General features: G+C 38.7%; 18 protein-coding genes and 1 pseudogene. 8 read left to right on the top strand and 11 right to left on the bottom strand.

What is annotated here, in order from left to right:
* Position 1 precedes the first annotated feature (1 nt).
* The 5 genes from J3U68_RS01135 to J3U68_RS01115 form a co-directional block, all read right to left on the bottom strand.
* The gene (locus J3U68_RS01135) at positions 2 to 649 is read right to left on the bottom strand and encodes a TetR/AcrR family transcriptional regulator (protein ID WP_267373660.1); all 648 of its coding nucleotides are present in this window, start codon (positions 647 to 649) and stop codon (positions 2 to 4) included.
* A 91-nt stretch (positions 650 to 740) separates the two neighbouring features.
* Positions 741 to 1,772 carry a UDP-N-acetylmuramate dehydrogenase gene (gene murB, locus J3U68_RS01130; protein WP_267373658.1) on the bottom strand — a complete coding sequence of 344 codons (1,032 nt, stop codon included), beginning with the start codon at positions 1,770 to 1,772 and terminating at the stop codon, positions 741 to 743.
* Positions 1,769 to 3,154 carry an MATE family efflux transporter gene (locus tag J3U68_RS01125; RefSeq protein ID WP_267373656.1) on the bottom strand — a complete coding sequence of 462 codons (1,386 nt, stop codon included), beginning with the start codon at positions 3,152 to 3,154 and terminating at the stop codon, positions 1,769 to 1,771. Before J3U68_RS01125 ends, murB begins: the two co-directional genes overlap by 4 nt.
* Before the next feature lie 127 nt (positions 3,155 to 3,281).
* Positions 3,282 to 3,842, bottom strand: coding sequence for an elongation factor P (efp, locus tag J3U68_RS01120; RefSeq protein ID WP_100090392.1), 561 nt, complete (start codon positions 3,840 to 3,842; stop codon positions 3,282 to 3,284).
* A gap of 40 nt (positions 3,843 to 3,882) precedes the next feature.
* Positions 3,883 to 5,088, bottom strand: coding sequence for an elongation factor P maturation arginine rhamnosyltransferase EarP (locus J3U68_RS01115; protein WP_267373650.1), 1,206 nt, complete (start codon positions 5,086 to 5,088; stop codon positions 3,883 to 3,885).
* Positions 5,089 to 5,504: 416 nt separating this feature from the next.
* On the opposite strand from J3U68_RS01115, the gene gyrA reads away from it, so the two are divergent.
* From gyrA to J3U68_RS01100, 3 genes are all read left to right on the top strand, one after another.
* Positions 5,505 to 8,108 (top strand): DNA gyrase subunit A, encoded by a 2,604-nt coding sequence (gyrA, locus tag J3U68_RS01110; protein ID WP_267373648.1) that lies wholly within the window; start codon positions 5,505 to 5,507, stop codon positions 8,106 to 8,108.
* 176 nt (positions 8,109 to 8,284) lie between these two features.
* Positions 8,285 to 8,479, top strand: coding sequence for a (2Fe-2S)-binding protein (locus J3U68_RS01105; protein WP_267373646.1), 195 nt, complete (start codon positions 8,285 to 8,287; stop codon positions 8,477 to 8,479).
* A 758-nt stretch (positions 8,480 to 9,237) separates the two neighbouring features.
* Complete coding sequence (locus tag J3U68_RS01100; protein ID WP_267373643.1) at positions 9,238 to 9,912, top strand: JAB domain-containing protein; 675 nt, start codon at positions 9,238 to 9,240, stop codon at positions 9,910 to 9,912.
* 70 nt (positions 9,913 to 9,982) lie between these two features.
* On the opposite strand, the gene J3U68_RS01095 is transcribed toward J3U68_RS01100, so the two are convergent.
* From J3U68_RS01095 to J3U68_RS01080, 4 genes are all read right to left on the bottom strand, one after another.
* Positions 9,983 to 11,023, bottom strand: coding sequence for a hypothetical protein (locus J3U68_RS01095; protein WP_267373641.1), 1,041 nt, complete (start codon positions 11,021 to 11,023; stop codon positions 9,983 to 9,985).
* Entirely contained in the window at positions 11,013 to 13,199 is a 2,187-nt protein-coding gene (locus tag J3U68_RS01090; RefSeq protein WP_267373638.1) for an ATP-binding protein, read from the bottom strand. Before J3U68_RS01090 ends, J3U68_RS01095 begins: the two co-directional genes overlap by 11 nt.
* 21 nt (positions 13,200 to 13,220) lie before the next feature.
* Entirely contained in the window at positions 13,221 to 14,477 is a 1,257-nt protein-coding gene (locus J3U68_RS01085) for a DNA cytosine methyltransferase (RefSeq protein WP_267373635.1), read from the bottom strand.
* Positions 14,478 to 15,108: 631 nt separating this feature from the next.
* Positions 15,109 to 15,342, bottom strand: a complete 234-nt coding sequence (locus J3U68_RS01080) for a gamma-glutamyltransferase (protein WP_267373633.1) — start codon at positions 15,340 to 15,342, stop codon at positions 15,109 to 15,111.
* A 669-nt stretch (positions 15,343 to 16,011) separates the two neighbouring features.
* Here J3U68_RS01080 and J3U68_RS10640 point away from each other — a divergent pair.
* Positions 16,012 to 16,220: pseudogene (locus J3U68_RS10640) on the top strand (transposase); the annotation flags it as partial.
* A gap of 319 nt (positions 16,221 to 16,539) precedes the next feature.
* Here the strand turns inward: J3U68_RS10640 and J3U68_RS01075 are convergent.
* Positions 16,540 to 17,286 carry a carbon-nitrogen hydrolase family protein gene (locus J3U68_RS01075; RefSeq protein WP_267373631.1) on the bottom strand — a complete coding sequence of 249 codons (747 nt, stop codon included), beginning with the start codon at positions 17,284 to 17,286 and terminating at the stop codon, positions 16,540 to 16,542.
* A gap of 116 nt (positions 17,287 to 17,402) precedes the next feature.
* Between J3U68_RS01075 and J3U68_RS01070 the strand changes: the two genes are divergently transcribed.
* Positions 17,403 to 18,311 carry a DMT family transporter gene (locus J3U68_RS01070; RefSeq protein ID WP_267373628.1) on the top strand — a complete coding sequence of 303 codons (909 nt, stop codon included), beginning with the start codon at positions 17,403 to 17,405 and terminating at the stop codon, positions 18,309 to 18,311.
* Between the two features lie 62 nt (positions 18,312 to 18,373).
* Here the strand turns inward: J3U68_RS01070 and J3U68_RS01065 are convergent, their stop codons facing one another.
* Positions 18,374 to 18,814: a MerR family transcriptional regulator gene (locus tag J3U68_RS01065; protein WP_267373626.1), complete on the bottom strand. Its 441-nt coding sequence runs from the start codon at positions 18,812 to 18,814 to the stop codon at positions 18,374 to 18,376.
* 469 nt (positions 18,815 to 19,283) lie between these two features.
* On the opposite strand from J3U68_RS01065, the gene J3U68_RS01060 reads away from it, so the two are divergent.
* From J3U68_RS01060 to J3U68_RS01050, 3 genes are all read left to right on the top strand, one after another.
* Positions 19,284 to 19,682, top strand: a complete 399-nt coding sequence (locus tag J3U68_RS01060; RefSeq protein WP_267373623.1) for a cupin domain-containing protein — start codon at positions 19,284 to 19,286, stop codon at positions 19,680 to 19,682.
* A gap of 25 nt (positions 19,683 to 19,707) precedes the next feature.
* A complete protein-coding gene (locus J3U68_RS01055) occupies positions 19,708 to 20,034 on the top strand; it encodes a carboxymuconolactone decarboxylase family protein (protein ID WP_267373621.1) in 327 nt (108 codons plus the stop codon).
* A gap of 162 nt (positions 20,035 to 20,196) precedes the next feature.
* The gene (locus J3U68_RS01050) at positions 20,197 to 20,940 is read left to right on the top strand and encodes an SDR family oxidoreductase (RefSeq protein ID WP_267373619.1); all 744 of its coding nucleotides are present in this window, start codon (positions 20,197 to 20,199) and stop codon (positions 20,938 to 20,940) included.
* Positions 20,941 to 21,177: the final 237 nt, after the last annotated feature.

Below are 21,177 nucleotides of genomic sequence, written 5' to 3'. Positions count from 1 at the left end.
ATTATACGTGGTGATACAGTTCGGTCATCATCTGATTGAATTCTTCACGAAAATCAGCACTGACGTAGGGTCTGAGTAAACTTAAAGTTTGATAAGTGCCTCGGTATTTTGAGGCTTCTGTCAAAGAGGGTGCATATAAAGCACTGTCATAGTCACACCAGTACTTGGTAATTAACCAAATATTAACCGCCATGTCTTTGCGCGCTGTTTCATCAGTCTGAATCAAACCGATATCAGTTAAATGTTGCAACATATTAAGCAACATAGGTGATACCTGAACACGGGTAAATTTATTGTGTTCGCCCAATAATTCAGCACTGCGCGATAGCATCGCATTTAAATCACTGAACAAAAACCGGTACTGCCACATGACATCATATACACCAAACATATAGTTTTTGATGGCTTCGGTGGTTTGTGGCGGTGCTGCCTGCAATAAATAACGCAACAGTTCTTCACTATAACGTTTAAACAGCTGCATGATGATTTCATCTTTATTGCGGAAATGATAATACAGATTACCAGGACTGATCCCCAGATACGAAGCAATATGATTAGTAGTGACGTTACGTTCCCCTTCTTCATTAAACAGCTTCAAACTGGCGTCAATGATGCGGTTATAGGTATTCGGGCGTGATCCTTTGACCATTAGATTTTTCTTTCAATTATCTATCTTCATTCGGTGGTGGGAATGTATTACGGTTCATACCATATATACTGCTCAAGCTCTCAATGCCTCATCAAGATTGGGGCAGCCAAACTGGTTCTGTTTCCAGTTGCACCGCAAAACGTTTAGCCACACAAGCACATATGTATTGTGCCAGCGCTACCACATCGGCTGCGGTAGCCTGATTTTTATTAACCAGCACCAAAGCTTGTCGATCATGCACAGCCGCGCCACCTAACTGATGGCCTTTTAGCCCGCACTGGTCGATTAACCAGCCTGCAGCCAGTTTGATACGCCCGTCAGATTGTGGATAATGCGGCATATGAGGATTCTGCTCTAATAATACTGCTGCTGCTTGGGCATTTACAATTGGATTTTTAAAAAAACTACCTGCATTTCCGAGTAATCGCGGATCTGGTAATTTATGGCGACGAATATCGCAGATTGCCTGAGCAACTATGGCTGCATTGAGAGGTTGATTTTGCGCCAGCTCATTGGCCTTTTGTTCCAAATCGCCATAATGAAGCTGGGGTTTAAAATGACGTGAAAGCGCAAATTGTACTGAGGTAATGACATATCGTTTACCGGCAGCATGCTTAAAAATACTGTCTCGATAGGCAAAATGACAGTCATCCGCCTTCAGCCATACCCACTGTTCTGTCATCAGATCAAAACAATGAACCGCCGCAATACACGATTGAACTTCAACACCATAAGCACCGATATTCTGTACCGGAGCAGCCCCAACTGTGCCGGGAATGAGACTTAAGTTTTCCAACCCACTCCAGCCTTGAGCAACGGTGTATTGCACAAAATCATGCCAGTTTTCCCCAGCTGCTGCTTCGACCAGTACTTTGTCGCCATCATCAGCCATCAGCTGAATACCACGATTTGCCATGCGCACCACCAAGCCTGGGTAATCAGCGCAAAACAAAATATTACTGCCACCGCCCAGCCACAGCACCTGCTGTGCATCGTATTCCGGTAAAGCCAATATATCTTTTAATTGATTTTTATCCGTCAAAGTGACCAGAGCCTGAGCCCGTACAGGCAAACCAAAAGTATGCAGGGCTTGTAAATCAGCATCATAACTGACTTTAATCATGATTCTCTTTCGCTATGCTGATGGACCAATGACTGACTTTTTCGGTTCAGATACCACACTAAGGCAACTGCTGCTCCAGTTAAAGCGATCACCAACGCTAACCAGAAACCATAGAGTGCCATATTGAAATACAAACCAAACAAACAGCCAATCCCTAACCCCAGTCCCCAAAATGTAATCGCATGGATGACCATCGGTACTTTGATCAGTTTATAGCCACGCAATGCATAAGAAGCGATAGTTTGGGTGGCATCAGAGAGCTGGAAAATTGCCGCAAAAATGAGCAATGTTCCGCCTAACACAATTACATCCTGTTCTTGTGTAAACAACCCTATCCAGAAATGGCGGAATATCAACAACATCACACCGGTACAGCAAGCGCCAATCAACCCCATCACCAGCCCTACGCCAGAGACAAAGCGCGCGCGTACCCAATTATTAGCCCCAACAGCCTGTCCCACACACACTGCCAGAGCAATACCAACACTTTGTGGAATCATATAAATCAGCGAAGTAATATTGATGACCACCTGTTGCGCAGCAACCTGCGTTACCCCGAATCGAGCAATCAACGCCACAATAAACGTAAACAAACTCACTTCCAGAAAAAACGATAACCCAATTGGAATGCCCAGCAGCAATACTGCCCATTGTGCGCGCCAATTTGGCCACTCAAAACGGGCAAACAAGCCAAAAGGAGCAAAAAAACGCTGACGAACAATATAGATACCCAACACAATAGCGTTAAACCAAAAACAAATTGCCGAAGCCAGACCACAACCTGCACCACCCATAGCGGGCAGGCCAAATTTTCCATACACAAATACATAATTAAGAGGAATATTCAGCAACAAAGCAATCAGACTGACGATCATAATAGTCTTTGGTTTGTTTAAAGAAGAAGCAAAGGCATATAAAGAACGATGAATCATCGCTGCCGGCAAACCCAGCGAAATAAAAAACACAAATTGACCAAATGTTTGGGTGACATACTTTCCCATATTAAAATACGCTTGCAATGGCGAAATCAACGCCCAAAGCAAAAGCATGCCTAAAACACCTAAAAACAACCCAAACCACAGACCTTGCCGTCCTTGTTCACCGATTTCAGTCGTTTTTCCCGCACCGTATAACTGCGCCAAAATTGGTTGCAAAGCAGCCATCACACCTAATAATGTTATATACAAAGTGGTAAAAACGTTAGAACCCAAAGCCACACCAGCCAGATCGTTGGCACTGGCATGTCCGGCCATCATGGTGTCCACCGCACCGACACCCACCTGAGCAGCTTGAGCAATCAGAATGGGCAGAGCCAGTCGCACCAAACGGCGGCATTCATTCAGCAGTTCACTTCTGCTATGCTCATTCAATTCAAATAACATGTCTCACCTACCAATAATTACAGCTTAATATTTTTTCAGCACCGTTACGACATCACAGCAACGCTGACACATTCAGCAAAAACAGGCTGCCTGAATCATTCAGACAGCCTGTTCCAGCAAAAAAGACTTATGCGCGTTTGCGGAACTCAAAAGTGCGAGAATCAATTTCTACTTTATCACCATTTTCAACATAAGCGGCCACCTGAATTTCGGCACCACCAACCAGACGTGCATTTTTCATCACTTTTCCAGAAGTATCACCTTTTACAGCTGGTTCAGTGTATTCTACTTCACGAACAATGATGGTTGGCAATTCCACAGAAATAGCACGACCATCATAGAACGTTACTTCACATTTTTCTTCCATGCCGTCAACAATAAACTTGATTGCATCACCAATATTCTCAGCTTCTACTTCATACTGATTGAATTCATCATCCATAAACACATACATCGGATCAGCAAAATAACTGTAAGTACACTGTTTGCGGTCCAATACCACCACATCGAACTTCTCATCAGCTTTATAAACTGTTTCAGTAGCAGCACCAGTCAACAGATTTTTCAGTTTCATTTTTACCACGGCAGCATTACGACCGGATTTATTGTATTCGGATTTCTGCACCACCATTGGATCATTGCCCACCATAAATACATTACCCGGGCGCAATTCTTGTGCGGTTTTCATGTGTACACTTCCAATATAGAATTAATAATTAATAAGTATATTATTTTAGCGGAATTTGCCTAAATCTGGCTAGCCTTTCCATGGCACTACTGTGCAAATGCAGCGAATCCGACCAAGTTGAAGCTGCATTTACCCAATTTTGCCATTCAGAACGCAGATTCTGCCACAACCTCAAACGTAACGATTCCGACAAATGTTCGCCTCCATTCAAATCTGCCGACAAAGCAAGAACTGCTTCACGCACAGAAGCCGGCCAGTTTATTGACGCCTTGTGCCAGTAAGCATCCAGTTTTTGCAAATGCACTGCTTCTTCCTGTTGATAAATATGCCATAAAAACGGCAATCCTGCCCACAAAGCCCGCACAAAACTATCTTCACCACGCACTATGGCGCCATCGGCCAACCACAACAAATTATCAAAAGCAGACTGAGGAACAAAAGGGATACGCACCATGGTCACTTGCTCCAGCTCGAATGTATCGCCAACCTGTTGCAAGGCATCAGCTGCAATCACACCAGCAGCACGCAAACTATCCACCACCTCATGGCCGGCTAGCCATAATGTTATCGGCTCATTAGCACCGCGCCACATAGACAGCCATTGAGCCCAACGCTCACTGGTATAGGCAAAAATCAGCCACAATTGCCCAACGTGCTCTAACGGCAATCCATATTGCTGCTTAAAAGCCTGCTGCAAACACGGTTGTTGTAAAAACTCATTCCGTCGGGACAGATAATTGGCCTCACGCAACAGCCCACCACTTTGCTGATCTATACCCATAAACCAAAAATACTTAGCTAAACCATTGCCCTGTAAGGATGGCATTGCCTGTAAATCAACCGCCCAGTCTTCAGCAGTGAGATATTCCCAGTTGAGCCATAATGGTTGGCACTGTTGCATACGCCGTAAAACCGGGCTGGGTAAATCACAGCCAAACGTCTCAATGACCATAACAGGGTCTGCCAGCTGAGCTAATCGTAATGATACAGAATCCTCATCAGACCATTTTTCCACCATTACAGCATCCTGCACAGCAGCCAACTCTGCTGCTAGCACCAGTTTACCCAGCGCAGCCACATCATCAATCCAAAGCCGCACTCGCCATGGAAAACTGCAGGCCAATTGCATACACAGGCGCCACCCAACCCCTACATCACCCCAGTTATCGATCACACGAACAAATACCCACACCTCATCCGCAGTACATTTAGATGAAGAAGACACCCGTGAAATTTGTTGCTGCATAAAAATCCTTAAATCATTTATCTGAGGCAACTACTGCCATGTTAACTACCTGTCAAGTGCATACCACCCTTGACATTTTACATTTATCCACATGTAGCCCCTTAACACTTCAAATAAATATCAATTTTACAAATCCAAAAATCCAATGAATATTAACAAAAGTAATTCATTGATTTTAAATGATTTATTTTTCAGGCTTATTTTTTAGGCAAGGGCATGCAAGTCTTGATTTTTCGGCAATTAAGTGCCCGATGCCGTTATTTTCCACAAATTTATCCACAGATATTGTGAGCATATTCTTAAACCCTTTATAGACAAGGATTTTTAAACATATGCCACATTGCTTTGAAAAATAGCCGGCAAGAACCTCATGCTATGGTAAAATAAACAATAACCTTTATAGTTGTAAATACATTATGTCTGATGCACTTTTTGCCAAAGAAACCATAGCAGTATCTCTAGAAGAAGAGATGCGCCGTTCCTACCTTGATTACGCCATGAGCGTGATTGTAGGTCGCGCCCTTCCCGATGTACGCGATGGTCTGAAACCGGTTCACCGCCGCGTGCTGTTTGCGATGCACGAATTAAATAACGACTGGAACCGAGCCTATAAAAAATCAGCGCGTATTGTCGGCGATGTCATCGGTAAATACCATCCCCACGGCGACACAGCGGTTTACGACACCATCGTACGCATGGCGCAGGATTTTTCCATGCGCTACATGCTGGTGGATGGTCAGGGTAATTTCGGCTCTGTCGACGGCGACAGCGCCGCAGCCATGCGATACACCGAAATCCGCATGGCGCGCATTGCGCATGAAATACTGGCAGATATAGACCAGGAAACCGTCGATTTCATTCCTAATTACGACGGCAGCGAGCATGAGCCGGCTGTTCTGCCCACCCGTATACCGGCACTACTTATTAATGGCTCTTCCGGTATCGCAGTTGGCATGGCCACCAACATACCTCCTCATAACCTCAACGAAGTGATTGGTGGTGCCAAAGCATTACTGGCAAATGAAAACCTCAGCGTTGATGAACTGATCGATCTCATTCCGGCACCCGACTTCCCAACTGGTGGCATTATCTACGGATTAACCGGCGTGCGTGAAGGCTATCGTACTGGTCGTGGTCGCGTCATTATGCGTGGCAAAACCCATATCGAACCGATAGGTAAAAACGACGAACGCGAAGCCATCATCATTGATGAAATTCCCTATCAAGTTAATAAAGCCAGACTAGTCGAAAAAATTGGCGAGCTGGTGCACAATAAAATTCTGGAAGGCATCTCCGATTTGCGCGATGAATCCGACAAATCGGGTATGCGCGTTGTCATCGAACTGAAACGCAATGAAAATGCCGAAGTTATTCTGAATCAACTCTATAAATTGACTCAGTTGCAAGACAGCTTTGGCATCAACATGGTGGCGTTGGTGGATGGTCAGCCACGCCTACTCAACTTGAAACAGATTCTTAGCGAATTTTTGCGCCACCGACGCGAAGTCGTTACCCGTCGTACCCTGTTTGCCTTGCGTAAAGCTCGCGATCGTGGACATGTGCTCGAAGGTTTGGCTGTTGCCTTATCCAACGTAGACGAAATCATCACCCTGATCAAATCTTCCGCTACCCCACCGGAAGCCAAAGCCGCATTAACATCTCGACCATGGCGTTCTGAGTTAGTGGAAAACATGTTGGTGCGCAGTGATATCGATGTCAAACTGATTAAACCTCAAGAGCTGCCAGATAATACTGGACTAATGGCTAACGGTTACTTCCTTTCCGATGCTCAGGCTCAGGCCATTCTGGATATGCGCTTGCAACGCCTGACCGGTCTGGAGCAAGATAAAATTGTTGACGAATACAAAACCGTACTGGAAAACATTCTTGACCTGCTCGACATATTGGCCAATCCAGCTCGGGTGAACCAGATCATCCATGATGAACTGACTGCAATTCAGGAACAATTTGGTGATAACCGTCGTAGCGAAATTAATCCATTTGGCGGTGATATTGCAGACGAAGATCTCATCCCACAACGCGACATGGTCGTAACCTTAACCCATGGTGGTTATATTAAGACTCAGCAAGTAGACGACTATCAGGCTCAACGGCGCGGTGGACGTGGTAAACAAGCCACAGCCACCAAAGACGAAGATTTTATCGAAACCTTGTTTATCGCCAATACCCATGACTTCCTGCTGTGCTTCACCAGTCTGGGCAAATGTCATTGGATTAAAGTCTATAAGCTTCCAGAAGGTGGACGTAACAGTCGTGGACGACCAGTCAACAACCTGATCCAGTTAGAAGAAGGTGAAAAAATCAACACCATCCTACCGGTGCGCGAATTCAGCGAAAACGAATATGTCTTCATGTGTACCGAACAAGGCATCGTTAAAAAAACCTCGTTAATCGACTTCTCCCGTCCTCGTTCTGCCGGCATTATTGCCCTGGGGCTGGATGAAGGAGATCACCTCATTGGTGCCGTTAAAACGGCCGGCAAACATGACATCATGCTCTTCTCCAACGGCGGCAAAGCAGTTCGCTTCAACGAAGATAATGTTCGTCCAATGGGGCGCAGCGCTCGCGGCGTGCGCGGTATGAAACTGGCAGATAACAATCAGGTCATCAGCTTGTTAGCTTACGATAGCGAAGAAGATGGCGACAAACTAGTCCTTACTGCTACCGCCAATGGCTACGGCAAACGTACTGCCGTTGATGACTACCGCCGTTCCGGCCGTGGCACCCAAGGCGTCATTGCCATTGATACGGGCGAACGCAATGGCGATCTTGTTGCTGCTACCCTTGTGGCCGACAGCGATGACTTGATGCTGATCACCAGCGGTGGGGTATTAATTCGCACCAAAGTGGATCAGATTCGCTCTACCGGTCGCGCTGCGGCTGGCGTCAAACTCATCAACTTAGATGAGGGCGAAAAACTGGTGAGTCTCGAACGCATTGCTGAACCAGAAGAAAACAGCAACACCGAAGTCGATGTACTTGAAACCCCAGAAGACTAAATCCATAATCATCCACAAAGCCGACTGTATCCAGTCGGCTTTTTTCTTTCATACACAACAACCAGGCATCCTTTCAACACCTTGTGTATGACATAGATGCATCGTGTACTTGATAATAATAATGAAAGCCACTATCATTCACATCAACAAAAAAATTTCTATTCAAAGGAAGAGCCATGTACGTTTGTCTGTGCAATGCTATTACCGATCGCCAGATAAAAGAAAGCGTAGCTGCCGGAGCCAATAGCCTGACTGATTTACAATCGCAGCTTGGCGTTGCTACCTGTTGTGGCTGTTGCGCTGATTTAGCTAGCTCCTTTCTGTCTTCACATCACGAAAGTCAAACCAACTGCTGCAAAACTGGCTCCTAATCAACTTCTACCACATTCAAAAATAATTCTGAGAAAATGATGGCTGAGAGAAGCCATCCATAATAGATACATACGCTCAACAACCAATAGTCTATATTGCACCATCACCCGCAGATTTTGGGCAAAATAACTATGGAGTATTCGGCAGTAAAAATTTTATATTCTCAACAGCTTATGAAAAATATTCAATAACAACTTAGTCAAATCTACTTCCAGTACATAAAGTAAATATTTAAGGCTATACCTGTATTGGGTAGACAGATCGTATCCGATACTCACCATATTCATCAGATGATCAAATAAAATAATGCAAAATAGAACATTTTAATAATTATTTTTTCCCAATCAGGTCAATTTATAACTCCCTTAAAATGACAATTGGTAGTAAGAATAATGATCGACTGATTTAAATACCAAATGGCTTTGATGTTGTTGTTCAAACTTATTTTGTGTTTTATTCGCAGATCCAATTCAACTTTTACTGTGTTTTGACACATTTGAATCATTATCATTAATAATAAATTTATTAAGCATGACTATTTATGATTAGAAGCTTCAAATCTGGAAAAATTTTCCACCAGAAAAAGCCAATAAAGAGCTGACGCATTTTTTTTACATTAAATTTATAAACATTTCCATCGTGCATTTAATATAAAATACACCCTAGCCATCACCCCATGTAGTGGTTTTTGTTAACTACTGCTAAGCTTAAGAAAAATATGCTATATTATTTTTCAAGTGATTTACAAGGCAATAAAATGGATATCAAATTAACCAAGCATGACAAACGCTATATTGAAGGCACGGATGATGTGTACAGCATCATGCAACGTGTATTATTGCGTGATAACAAGATTGACCAAGAAAAAGAACATCTTTGGATGATTGGGATGAATCAAGCTGGTTATATACTGTATATCGAACTGATTGCACTTGGCACCTATAAATCGGTCGACGTTGAGCCCTTAAATGTGTTTCGTGTTGCAGTGATGAAAAACGCCTCACGCGTGATTTTAGTCCATAATCACCCATCCGGATCACTGACTCCGTCCGAAGCAGATAAAGATATCACTGACAGATTAATTCAAGTTGGACGCATTTTAAATATCGACCTTGTCGACCACCTCATAATCACCCCAAAATCCTATATTAGCTTCCGCAGTACAAGGCTTATGGACGAGTTAGAACAAAGTCTAAAATACGTCCCAACTTATCAAGTGGTTGAACGCATCCGTAGGGAAGAAAAGTTGATTGCTAAAGAGAAGTTAGCGGTTGAAAAGGATAAGACGAAAACAGAAAAAGCACGTCGAGAAAAAGCAGAGACTGAAAAGAAAATACTGATTAATGCTTTGTTGGATAAAGGTGTTCCCGTTGAAGATATTGCTAAGATTTTGGGGATTACACCAAGGGCAGTTGAAAAAAATTGTTGGTGAAACGGAGTAATTACAAATTTTGCGTAATAATCTATTTTATTTAAATAAAATAGATTATTACACAAATAAATTAGCAAAAATGCAGCAATGGTTGTCCTTGTCTAGCGTAATAAGAAGAAAACCGAGCAATAATATCTTTCATAAAATATGGCGAAATTTGCATTTTAAACTGAATACGGTTGGCTTTAATTTGAGAGTCAAAAAACTCTTTTTCAATCCCATGAAATTTTCTAAAATTAATATATCCAGGCTCAAAACTATTTGCTTTCGGTAAAAAATGATAATAATCGCAATTATTGCTATTGATTCTCTTATCAAATTGTTTTGCTTCACTATTTGTCAAAACTTTATTTTTTATTTTCTCATAATCAGCTTTTGCTGTTTTATAAGAATCAATTTCAAGCAATTGAATATATGTTGTTTTATTGTTTGCTAAATCGCATGCAGGAGTGATTACAATATAATTTTTATTTTCATAATAACAAATTAAGCCCGTACTAATTGGCTTATCTGGTTGATATTTAAGATAACATTCTTCAGGTAAAAGTTTTTCATGCTCATTATTCAATAAATAGTAAATATTATTTAATACATGCCTTAATAAACTCTTTTCGACATCAATCCCATCTTTTTTAGTGTATTCTATCCATGCTTGATGTTCTGGAAGCATAAAATCTTGAAAAACCTTATGAAGGGTTGTCTCAAAAGTTCCTTTAGCTCCCAAAATTTTAGTCAAACCAGTCTTATATACTTGATGTATATATGTAATCACATCATGATGTACATGATATCCTTTATCAAAGATGCTCATAATGGGTATTTTTGGGATATCATCTGGCGTCCCTGTATAAATGATAGTTGGAATTCTAATTAATTTATCATATATTTTGTTTGAAATATAATCAGCTCCAACGCCATCAGCTGTTCCTATTTTCAAATCAATAATAGCACAATCGAAGTCTTTTAAATCAATTTGTTCAGCAGCTTCTAGAGTCTTAACAGCTGTTAAAATTATATTAATGTCATTTATTTTTTTATAACGTTCTATAGCCTCTTCAAATGCAGAAATAATTTCAGCATCATCTTCTAAATAAAAAATATTAATCGTCATTCTTCAATCCTTTATTCTGTTTATTGAGCAATCGAAAATACGCACCATCTGTGGACTCTAAAACCAATAAGTCGAAACCTAAACGATTTGCTGTTTCTCCTGCAATGGTTAATCCTATCCCTATACCATCTATTTTAGTTGTAAAGCCAGGCTCAAATATAGCTTCTGAGGCAATCAATTCCGGATTTATTCCCGGTCCGCTATCTTTGTAATCAATAAACTGGATTTGTTCGTTTTCAATAATACAGTCAACAACAATTCGTTTAGGCTCTGAATTATTTTTTATCATCCAATACAAACTATTTGAAAATAGGTTAACAAATAATGATATAACATCTTGTTTATAACCTTGAATTATTTTATTATTAAAACCAGTAATATTTAAAATAATATCGTTTTTACTATAAGATTCTTCTAATGAAGTAAATGAATAAGCATTTTCGTAAGCGTTCCTAAGTTCTTGCTCTAAATTAATCTCAATAGGTCTTCCTCTTTTTCCTGTTGCTAAAGGATCCAACCTTTTTAATAAATTAGACAAATTGAGCACATTTTTATCAATTTTACCAGATGCATCTTTAATTTTAAGATTTAGTTCGGTCGACGCTGAGGTTAAAAATTTATCAATATCATCATTTAAAAAAATAATTGAATTACGTATATAACTGATATAATGACGTCCTTCATGAATAACATATTGAACAAGTTTACCTAATGTAGCTTGAGCTTGGAATATTGCGATTTGTTGTTGAATAAATGCTAATTTTTCTTGTCTTTTTTCTGCATCTTTATCAATATATGAGATGATTTTTGCTGTAACTTCAGGTGGCGCTTGTGTTGAGATTAAATGTTGTGTAATTTCACTTTTTAGATTTTCAAATGAAAAAACTTCTTGTACAACCTTCTCAATAGACTCTCTTTTTTTATTCGATAAGGCATTTCGGAATATGCTCCTTTTTTCTTCTAATTTAGCAATAACTGTTTGTGTAATTTTAATTAGATTTTCATACGCAAGATTATTTTTCAATCCGTCTCGAGCAGTTTTCTCAATAAGATCCGAGCTTTCTTCTGATTCAATTAAAACAAACCCTATAACTTGATCACTACCTATTCTTAAGCTAGGATTTTGTACGCGACGTTTGTCAAGTTCTAACCAATCAAACCCTGGATCACCAAGAGGACGAATTCTAAAACCATTTCGATAAACCCCGATACCATTATTTGCATTTAATAAACTTTTGGCTTGGTTTTTTCCTACATAGTTCCCTTGATCATCTTTTAATCCCTTTCTTATTAAATTATCAATATCGTCAGAACCACGATCAAACACACGTATATCAAAGTATAAATTTCCACATGATGTCTGTTTATCTAACGAAAAATTAATTGGAACTGTCTCTTCCTGCCCTTTATATTTTTGAAAGGTATATAATAATTCACATTTACCTGAATCTGTTATGCTTCCTTTTATCCTATAATCTGATAATTCTAAAAGAGGAAAAGGCTCAATTATTTCATTAATATTTTGACCTAAGAAATTAAAAGTGATTAATTCAATTTCAAAATTATCATCTGAAGAATGCTTGTTTGGTAATTCTTGTGGCGGTATGAGTTTTTTTAGTTGAAACATCAACTCATTAAACTGTTTTTTATTCCATTCAGATTCAGAAAATTTACTATTTATCGTCAAAGTAGTACCGGAAGGTAAGGAGTTTTTAGATAATTCAACTAAAATTTCAACTTGATCTAAATATTCCGAGTTTTCAAAATCAGCCCATACTAAATAAATTGTTGTTGTATTTCCGTTTGTATCTGTTGTTTCTAAAAGTAAATCTTCACCTAAAATTGAGGCCGCATATCGTCCAATTCCTTTGCGACCTTGCATAACCCTTTTACCATATGGACTTAATTTTCTTTTCAATTTGTCATCAGTTGAAGGCACTAACCATTGATTTAAAACAACATCAGTAGTCATCCCATGACCATTGTCCGAAACTTTTAGTGTTTGGATATTGTTACATTCATCTTGAGAAAATTCTAATGTTACTTTTGATGCATTCGCATCATAAGAATTTTTTACCAACTCTATAAGAGCTGCGTGCAAATCTTGTATTAGCTCTCTACCTATCGTTAACACATGGCGCCCTGCTGGGCGAATCTTTGCGGTAATACTATCCATAAAACCTCTCAAAAATTATGATTAATTTATTAAAATTTCCTTGATAGTTTTAGCTAAAACCTGTGACATCAGCGGAGGCACTGCATTACCAATTTGAGTAAATGCAGCGGTTCTAGATCCTTCAAAAAAATAATTATCTGGAAAAGATTGTAATCTTGCCGCTTCACGAACTGAAATAGAGCGGGTTTGTGTTGGATGAATATAGTAATGCCCATCCTTAGCAATATGAGCAACTAACGTATGCGAAAGTCCATTTAAGTCTACGACTTTGAATCTATCCAAAAAAGAAGATATATTATTTTGAGTTCTCAACTTTTTAGGCAAATCATTGTATTTGAGCCGATGCTTTTCATTATTCCATTTATCTTGAACAATTTTATAAATAGCTAAATCATTTGTGTTGTGGGGTCTTGTAATATGTTGGGTATAAAAATCAAAATTTTCTCTAACATGATATTTTTTTTGATACTCCGATGCAGATTTTTTATATTTACCATTGGAAATAGAATCGCCTGGTTTTAATACTTCTAAATCATGAAAAACATCAGCTGTAGTGTATTTTTCAATCATTTTTGGAAAGTCTGGATAAACTAGTTTTTTTGATTTTAAACTACCAATGATAATAACTCGTCGTCTTGATTGTAAAACACCAAACTCTTCTGCTTTTAAAATCTGATAATCTACATTATAGCCTAACTTATCATAATAACTACGTAAATCATTAAAGTACTCACCTTTATTTGCACTAATAATTCCAGGCACATTTTCAAATACAAACATACTAGGTTTATATTTCGCAAGAATTTTACCATATAGTTTGTATAGTTTCACACGTTCATCGTTATCCCAATCAATACCATGGCGACCTATAAGGGAATAAGCTTGGCATGGTGGTCCCCCAATTAATAAGTCAACTTTCTTGAATTTGCGTAATTTGAGATTTTTATCAATTTGTTTATAAATATAATTTAAGTTAGCATCATCAATTTTTAAATTTAAAATTGAATCTAATAAATCTATCGGTAAATTTTCATATAAATCTGCTCGAGAAATTTCAGCTTTTAAATAACTGGCATAAATATCTAATTGATTATTATTTTTCAAATAATGATATGCTAATCTTGTTTTTAAGGTATAACAAGCATCAACATTCATTTCGACATGAATAATTGGCTCAAAACCATTTCTAATAAAACCTTCCGAAAGCCCGCCAGCCCCAGCAAAAAGATCTACATAAGTTAACATTATATTTTTTTTAACTTTTGTACTTGACATCATTTTTAAAACAAGACCTATATAAAAATTTTGTTTATTATATATGAAATCTATTTGATTAATAACTAGATTATGACTTAGCTATACTGGTATCAAATTAAAAACCTCTTAACTGTAATCTGATTTCAAGTTAAAACTAGTCAAATATTCGCCCTACGCACCACGGGCAGTGAAATGGGGGAGCCAGAGAGTTTTGTTGGATACCTTTGGACGCCTGTACATCAATATTGTACGACCGCTTTAAAGACGAAAATTCTGGGAATTTTTTAACAATTTTTATCTATTAGCTCAAAGGATTAATTGTACGCATCAACAAACAATCAGCTTAATCTTATTGAAAAACTTGCATGTATCTTTGCCACAAACCCCCATTTAAATTTAAATATCTTCCAACATTTAACGCTGGAAACCTTAACAACATTAGATAGTGTTATAGATCAAAAGGAATTTTCTGTGCTGGTAAACTTCATTTTATAGTTATTAATTTATCACCTAAATAGTATCAATACGCAACGGCTAAATCATCTCCGCTCTGGTCGGTTTCGCCTATAAATAGATGATGATAAGCATCGATAAGAATTGCACCGAGATGATCCATGGTATCAGTATAATCATCAACAATTCGCACATCATGTCAACGTATTTTGAGGGAATGAATTACATCGTTAGGTATACGTCCTTCCACTTTAAGATTATTGGAAGATGCACCCCATGTGCGGCGATGTAACCCTCTTGGTGCATTAATGGCATCTTGTGGTGTCATGCCATAATCAACAATTCGAATCACAATTGCCGCTTGCGTTTGTGGTTGACCTTCTCCACCCATGGAGCCATAAACTAGACAAGGTTTATCATCTTTTAAAAGCATGGCTGGATTTAACGCATGAAAGGTGCGTTTATCTGGCTCTAACAATTAATATGGTTAGGATCTAACCAGAAAAACTACCGCGATTTTGCAATAAATTTCCATTATCTTAAGCAATAATGCCGGACCAAAAGATGATTGTATTATTGCATGTAAATCTTGACCAATTGGGTATAATAAAATTATAGGAATAAAAATTGCCATTTTATTGGTGAAAAAAATGACATTTTAGGATATGAAACTCATTCTGCACTATAAATCCTTATTAAAGGCAAATACCTTAACTTATTTAATACCAATGGCGATTATATGCAGAAATATCAAGTGCAAGCGGAAGCTTTTTATGGCAATGGGGACATCCCTTTTTCAATAGCAGAGTTTGTAAAATATCATGCACAAGATATTAATTAAGCTTCCTTAACGCGAAATCACTTTAACAAGAGAACACGCGCATAATATTCAAAAAAAATGATTAATGGTGATTATGCAATTCCTCCTTATTTCCAATATTGTACATATGCCATTTCATCTGTTTTAGACGAATATGGTCTACAAGAACTTTATTTGTGACCTGACTCTTTGGAAGAAGCTGTAAAAGAGATTGAAGATACATAAGGGCAATCTAATAAAAATAATTAATTTATTATTTTAAGTACCCGTTTTTAGCCAATATGGCTTATGTATTGGGAAGATGTGAGCATCTTGTTTGCTTATCCCAATAACATTCACACAGCAATTTGTACCACTAATGCAATAGAGTCTTTAAATAGTGTGATTCGTTATGCTATCAAGAACCGCAGGTTTTCCCTGACAGATGATTCGGTTAGAAGGTCATTCATTTAGCGATAAAACCAGTATCCGCAATATGGACAATGTCTATTTGAAACTGAAAAAGTGCGAGGAATCGATTTATTGTCGGATTTGATGACAGAATCAATTGTCACTTTTAACTGGCAGTTACACAAAATTTAGGAAAGGGTCAAAATTAGTCATTGCTTGGCTATTTTTTATAGTCGAGAGGTTATAACCCATTTTAAACTTAGACCTCTTGCTGCAAACACCATCATTGATGGTACCTGATCAATATCTTCCCCAACCAACAAAGCACAATATTTCTGCTGTTCGTCAAAAACATTCTCAATCACTAAGAGAATATTTTGCTAAACTAAGTTCGCCAAACGATAAAACGAATATTATTCATCAACAATCTATCGTTTCCGCATTCCATACCCCATTTTTTTTCACGCCCACAACCAGACCTTCTGTTTCTATCCCAGCTTGTCCAATTAATGCGCCAGTGCCATTCCATATTCCACTCTGGCCAATTGCAGACCATCCACCTGTTTCACCATAATAATTTGCCATCGCCACCAGCATTTTGTATTGGCGCGCATATTCACTCAGTATCCGGGTATCTTCAGCATAACCATTAGCGGTAATCAGCATCGAGCACAAATATATTGTTGCCCCTTTACCGGCTATATTTGCCGCATGAACAGAATTAGCTGTATCCGCACAGATTGCCAATCCTATTGATTCGCCGCCACAATCAAAAACCAACTCTTCTTCACCCTGTGCAAATATTTCATTTTCTCCAGCATGTAAATGCATCTTACAATAAGTTGATGTGGCGCAATTAGGGCGGAATATCAGCAAACCAATCCCAACTTTACCGCTCTGTTGCCATACCGGTGCACCGACAATGATGGTGATGCCAAATTGGTCAGCTAATTCACGAAAAATGTTCAGTCTGACATCATCAGCTGAAAACGCCAGTTTTTCGGCCAGTTCAAGTTCATACCCTGTTAACGACAATTCTGGAAAAATAATCATTTTTGCATTCGCCTCAATTGCCCGTTTAATTAAACGCACATGCCTGCGCGTATTCCAACCAATATCTCCCGCTACTGGACGAAACTGGGCTACTGCCAATGTAAAACCATCCATCATAGATCCCTTTTTATGCGTAATTTAAATCATTTATACTCTACTCTACCTTAACCTAATAAATATAATTTTATTATTCCATCTATCACTTCACAGCAGATAAATCGAGAAAATTCATGCTATTTTCCAAACAATTACAGGGGCATTTAATTGCACTGATTACTATTGTGATCTGGGCTACAACATTTATCTCCACCAAACTATTATTAATAGATTTTCAACCAATCGAAATTCTGTTTTTACGCTTTTTATTGGGCTATATTACTCTATGGCTGATCTGCCCACGCCGTTTTCCGTGGCAAGGCATAAAACGCGAATCCATTTTTATCGGTGCAGGATTTAGTGGCATTACCTGTTATTTTTTGTGTGAAAATACCGCACTAACTTATACGACTGCATCCAATGTCGGCGTGATCGCCAGCCTTTGTCCGGTTCTAACCGGTGTATTAGCTATCTATTTTTTAAATGCCGAAAAACCGAGCAAACCATTTTATTTTGGCTGCCTGTTTGCCATTATCGGCATTGCTCTGATAAGTTTCAACGGAAAATTTGTCCTTGCTTTAAATCCCTTGGGAGATATTCTTGCGCTCTGTGCCTGTTTATTTTGGTCGTGCTATTCCATTCTGACCAAAAAGAGCAGTAATTATGGCTACCCAATTATATCATTGACCAGACGTTTTTTCTTCTATGGGCTAGTCTTTATGCTACCTATGCTTTATTTGCTTAATTTTGAGTGGCAGCTATCTCGATTCAGTAAAGCCGATAATCTTTTCAATCTAATTTTTCTTGGTGTTGGTGCATCTGCTCTTTGTTTTGCTTCGTGGAACTATGCTGTAAAACTACTGGGGGCAGTTAAAATCAGTATTTACATCTACTTAATTCCCATATTTACTATTATTGCAGCTGTCATCATTCTCAATGAATCTCTTACTTGGATTGCTGTTGTTGGCACTTTATTCACCCTTACAGGTGTAGTACTGTCAGAAAATAAAATAAAGATCAGAAAAAAATCACAGCCAGAATGATCAGCAAACCTTCCATAGCAATTGAACAACTAAGCGACATGTTCATACAGTTAAAAGATCATTCATAGATGATGATTTTTACCTTGAACATAGTCTGCAAAACTCACATCCGCAGCCAGCAAACCTTGCTGATGCTGCTGATACCAGTCAATTTTATCATTCAATACACGTACATGTTGTTCCAATTCAGCTTGTTGCTGCAAAAATGCCGCTCGGGTTTGCAACAGCAAATCCAGCCGAGCAGCTATGGTCTCGTCTCCCTGACTTCGTAATAGTACATACTGCTGTAGCTGCGCCATACTCATACCCGTATTTTTTAAGTGCAACACAAAGCGCATCCAGTCTACATCGTGTTGCGTATAATAACGACGCTGATTTGCCTGCCGTTGAGGCTTAATTAAACCCATACTTTCATAATAGCGAACTGTTGCCGTGGTTAACTTAAACAGTTCAGCAAAATCCCGAATGCTATAGACGTTAGAATTAGTGGACGAGTTATTCATACAATATGCACACCAAATATAAGTTTTGATAATATTTATTACTACGTTTATGCTTCAAATCCATTTACATTACATCATTTCTCAACACTTCATATCAAATGTTTATATCCAACGTAAATTGGTCTTTCACTTAGATAATTCATTTTCCAATTCTTAGAGAGCTTTTATACCCAATCAAACAAAGCTAAATTGCCTATTTGGTTATTTATCAATTTCAAAGCCACTCTACCCAAGTTCAAAGCTAAATCATTTTGTACCAATGATTCTTAAGCTTTTTTTCCATTACTTTCTCTACATTGTTTATCATTAATCAATACCCACTTGGCTTGAATTCATTCATTGATCTAACTATTTCCATTTTTTATCTTTAGATATCACAACGACCTCATTTGATATGTTCAATTTAATGCTTGAGTTAAAGTGAACTTTAAGTTTTATACTTAAAGCAAACCACAATAGGAGCAAAACCATGTCTATCGATTTTGAACAAATTTTTCCACAAGGCAAGATAAACAGTAACTATGCACAATATTTTGTTGGTCAAAGTTATTTAGCCAATCTTGCTGCAATTGATGACAATATTGATGTGGACGTGAGTAATGTAACGTTCGAGCCAGGTTGTCATAACCACTGGCACAAACATTTAAATGGCTATCAAATACTGCTTGTTACCGCCGGTCAAGGCTGGTATCAGCAAGCGGGTCAGCCGGCTCAATTACTTAATCCGGGTGATGTAGTCGTTATTCATGCAGGCATAAAACACTGGCATGGAGCGACTAAAGACAGCTGGTTTAGCCATGTTGCCATCACCAAAGGGCAAAGTGAATGGTTAGAGCCAGTTGACCAAAATGTTTATAACCATTTATAAACATTGTATTTATAGGAGAAATATTATGAAAAAACAAACAGCGGGTCATGATTTATTGGGTGATTTCGCCCCACAATTTGCCCATCTAAATGATGATATTTTGTTTGGTGAAGTTTGGTCCCGACAACAGCAATTGCCAGCCAAACAACGCAGTATGATCACTATTGCCGCATTAATCAGTGGTGGTAATTTTGAGCAGTTAAAAGCACACCTGAGTATTGGCAAGCAAAATGGCATTACTAAGGCGGAAATGGTCGAAATCATCACTCATTTAGCTTTTTATACAGGTTGGCCTAAAGCATGGTCAGCGTTTAATTTGGCTAAAGAAATTTACCACGACAACGAAATATAAACTGAGCTAAACTACAGCAGTTTTGACTGCCATTTAAGTGAGCAAGTTGAAAAACCATCAAACTAACGAGCAGAAGAAATCAACGATAATGATTAAATTTTAGTCAGAAATCCAGCGAGTTGGTTAGATGATCAAACTATCAATGATAAGAAGGGATAAAATATGGGTGTACAGAATAAAGTAGTGATTATTACTGGAGCTTCATCAGGTATTGGCGCTGCCACAGCTCGGTTGCTGGCTAAAAACGGGGCAAAAGTTGTGTTGGCTGCACGTCGTGAAAACCAATTACAACAACTGCAGCAGGAGATAACTCACAATGGCGGACAAGCTATTTATCAGGTAACTGATGTACGCCAACCAGCGCACCTTCAATCATTGGTAGAATTGGCACAACAGCATTTTGACGGTGTCGATGTTATTTTTAATAATGCTGGCATTATGCCAACCTCTCCCATTAGTGCCCTGAAAACCAAAGACTGGGATGACATGATTGATATCAATCTGAAAGGCGTACTCAATGGTATTGCAGCAGTGATGCCTATTTTTACCCGCCAGAAATCGGGTCACATCATCACCACCTGCTCTATCGCCGGCATTAGAAATTATATTAACTGCGGTGTATATGGTGCAACCAAATTTGCCGTTCATAATCTGATGGAAGTGATTCGACAGGAAAGTGTTAAAGAACAAACCAATATCCGTACAACCACTTTGAACCCAGCTGCCATTAATACCGAACTTCTGCACAGCATCACTGATGAAGCAGTATTACAAAGTATGACTAAACTTTATCAAAAAGTGGGCATTAGTCCCGAAGCTATTGCCAGGGTCGTTAATTTTGCGATAGAGCAGCCTGAAGATACCAATATCAGTGAATTGACTATTTATCCTACTAAACAGGCTTAATCAATTTGGCGTAAACTGTACGATATCAGTTTGCTAAACATTTTCTGTTTATTAATAGACTGATGATCATCTGTAACCCATTTACGTCAGGTGGAATTAAGCTGAATACCAACCGAATGGGCATCAAAAAATGAAGCAAATATGGTGAATTGGGCGACATCTATTCTTTTTAGTTGCAATTCTCCTGCAGATGAAATCATATTGATTAAAATTCAAACAAAAACCCGAGTTTATGGC

The sequence above is a fragment of the Snodgrassella sp. B3882 genome (genome assembly GCF_026535915.1).
GTDB lineage: Bacteria > Pseudomonadota > Gammaproteobacteria > Burkholderiales > Neisseriaceae > Snodgrassella.
The sequence above is the reverse complement of the archived record's forward strand: the minus strand, read 5'-3'. Positions and strand labels throughout refer to the sequence as shown.

Bases quoted from the DNA above. Each gene is read 5' to 3' on its own strand.
- J3U68_RS01100 (WP_267373643.1), top strand. From the start codon at position 9,238: ATGGATATCAAATTAACCAAGCATGACAAACGCTATATTGAAGGCACG.
- J3U68_RS01085 (WP_267373635.1), bottom strand. From the start codon at position 14,477: ATGATGTCAAGTACAAAAGTTAAAAAAAATATAATGTTAACTTATGTA.
- J3U68_RS01065 (WP_267373626.1), bottom strand. From the start codon at position 18,814: ATGAATAACTCGTCCACTAATTCTAACGTCTATAGCATTCGGGATTTT.
- J3U68_RS01135 (WP_267373660.1), bottom strand. From the start codon at position 649: ATGGTCAAAGGATCACGCCCGAATACCTATAACCGCATCATTGACGCC.
- J3U68_RS01070 (WP_267373628.1), top strand. From the start codon at position 17,403: ATGCTATTTTCCAAACAATTACAGGGGCATTTAATTGCACTGATTACT.
- efp (WP_100090392.1), bottom strand. From the start codon at position 3,842: ATGAAAACCGCACAAGAATTGCGCCCGGGTAATGTATTTATGGTGGGC.
- gyrA (WP_267373648.1), top strand. From the start codon at position 5,505: ATGTCTGATGCACTTTTTGCCAAAGAAACCATAGCAGTATCTCTAGAA.
- J3U68_RS01080 (WP_267373633.1), bottom strand. From the start codon at position 15,342: ATGCTTTTAAAAGATGATAAACCTTGTCTAGTTTATGGCTCCATGGGT.
- J3U68_RS01050 (WP_267373619.1), top strand. From the start codon at position 20,197: ATGGGTGTACAGAATAAAGTAGTGATTATTACTGGAGCTTCATCAGGT.
- J3U68_RS01095 (WP_267373641.1), bottom strand. From the start codon at position 11,023: ATGACGATTAATATTTTTTATTTAGAAGATGATGCTGAAATTATTTCT.
- J3U68_RS01055 (WP_267373621.1), top strand. From the start codon at position 19,708: ATGAAAAAACAAACAGCGGGTCATGATTTATTGGGTGATTTCGCCCCA.
- murB (WP_267373658.1), bottom strand. From the start codon at position 1,772: ATGATTAAAGTCAGTTATGATGCTGATTTACAAGCCCTGCATACTTTT.
- J3U68_RS01115 (WP_267373650.1), bottom strand. From the start codon at position 5,088: ATGCAGCAACAAATTTCACGGGTGTCTTCTTCATCTAAATGTACTGCG.
- J3U68_RS01075 (WP_267373631.1), bottom strand. From the start codon at position 17,286: ATGGATGGTTTTACATTGGCAGTAGCCCAGTTTCGTCCAGTAGCGGGA.
- J3U68_RS01125 (WP_267373656.1), bottom strand. From the start codon at position 3,154: ATGTTATTTGAATTGAATGAGCATAGCAGAAGTGAACTGCTGAATGAA.
- J3U68_RS01060 (WP_267373623.1), top strand. From the start codon at position 19,284: ATGTCTATCGATTTTGAACAAATTTTTCCACAAGGCAAGATAAACAGT.
- J3U68_RS01105 (WP_267373646.1), top strand. From the start codon at position 8,285: ATGTACGTTTGTCTGTGCAATGCTATTACCGATCGCCAGATAAAAGAA.
- J3U68_RS01090 (WP_267373638.1), bottom strand. From the start codon at position 13,199: ATGGATAGTATTACCGCAAAGATTCGCCCAGCAGGGCGCCATGTGTTA.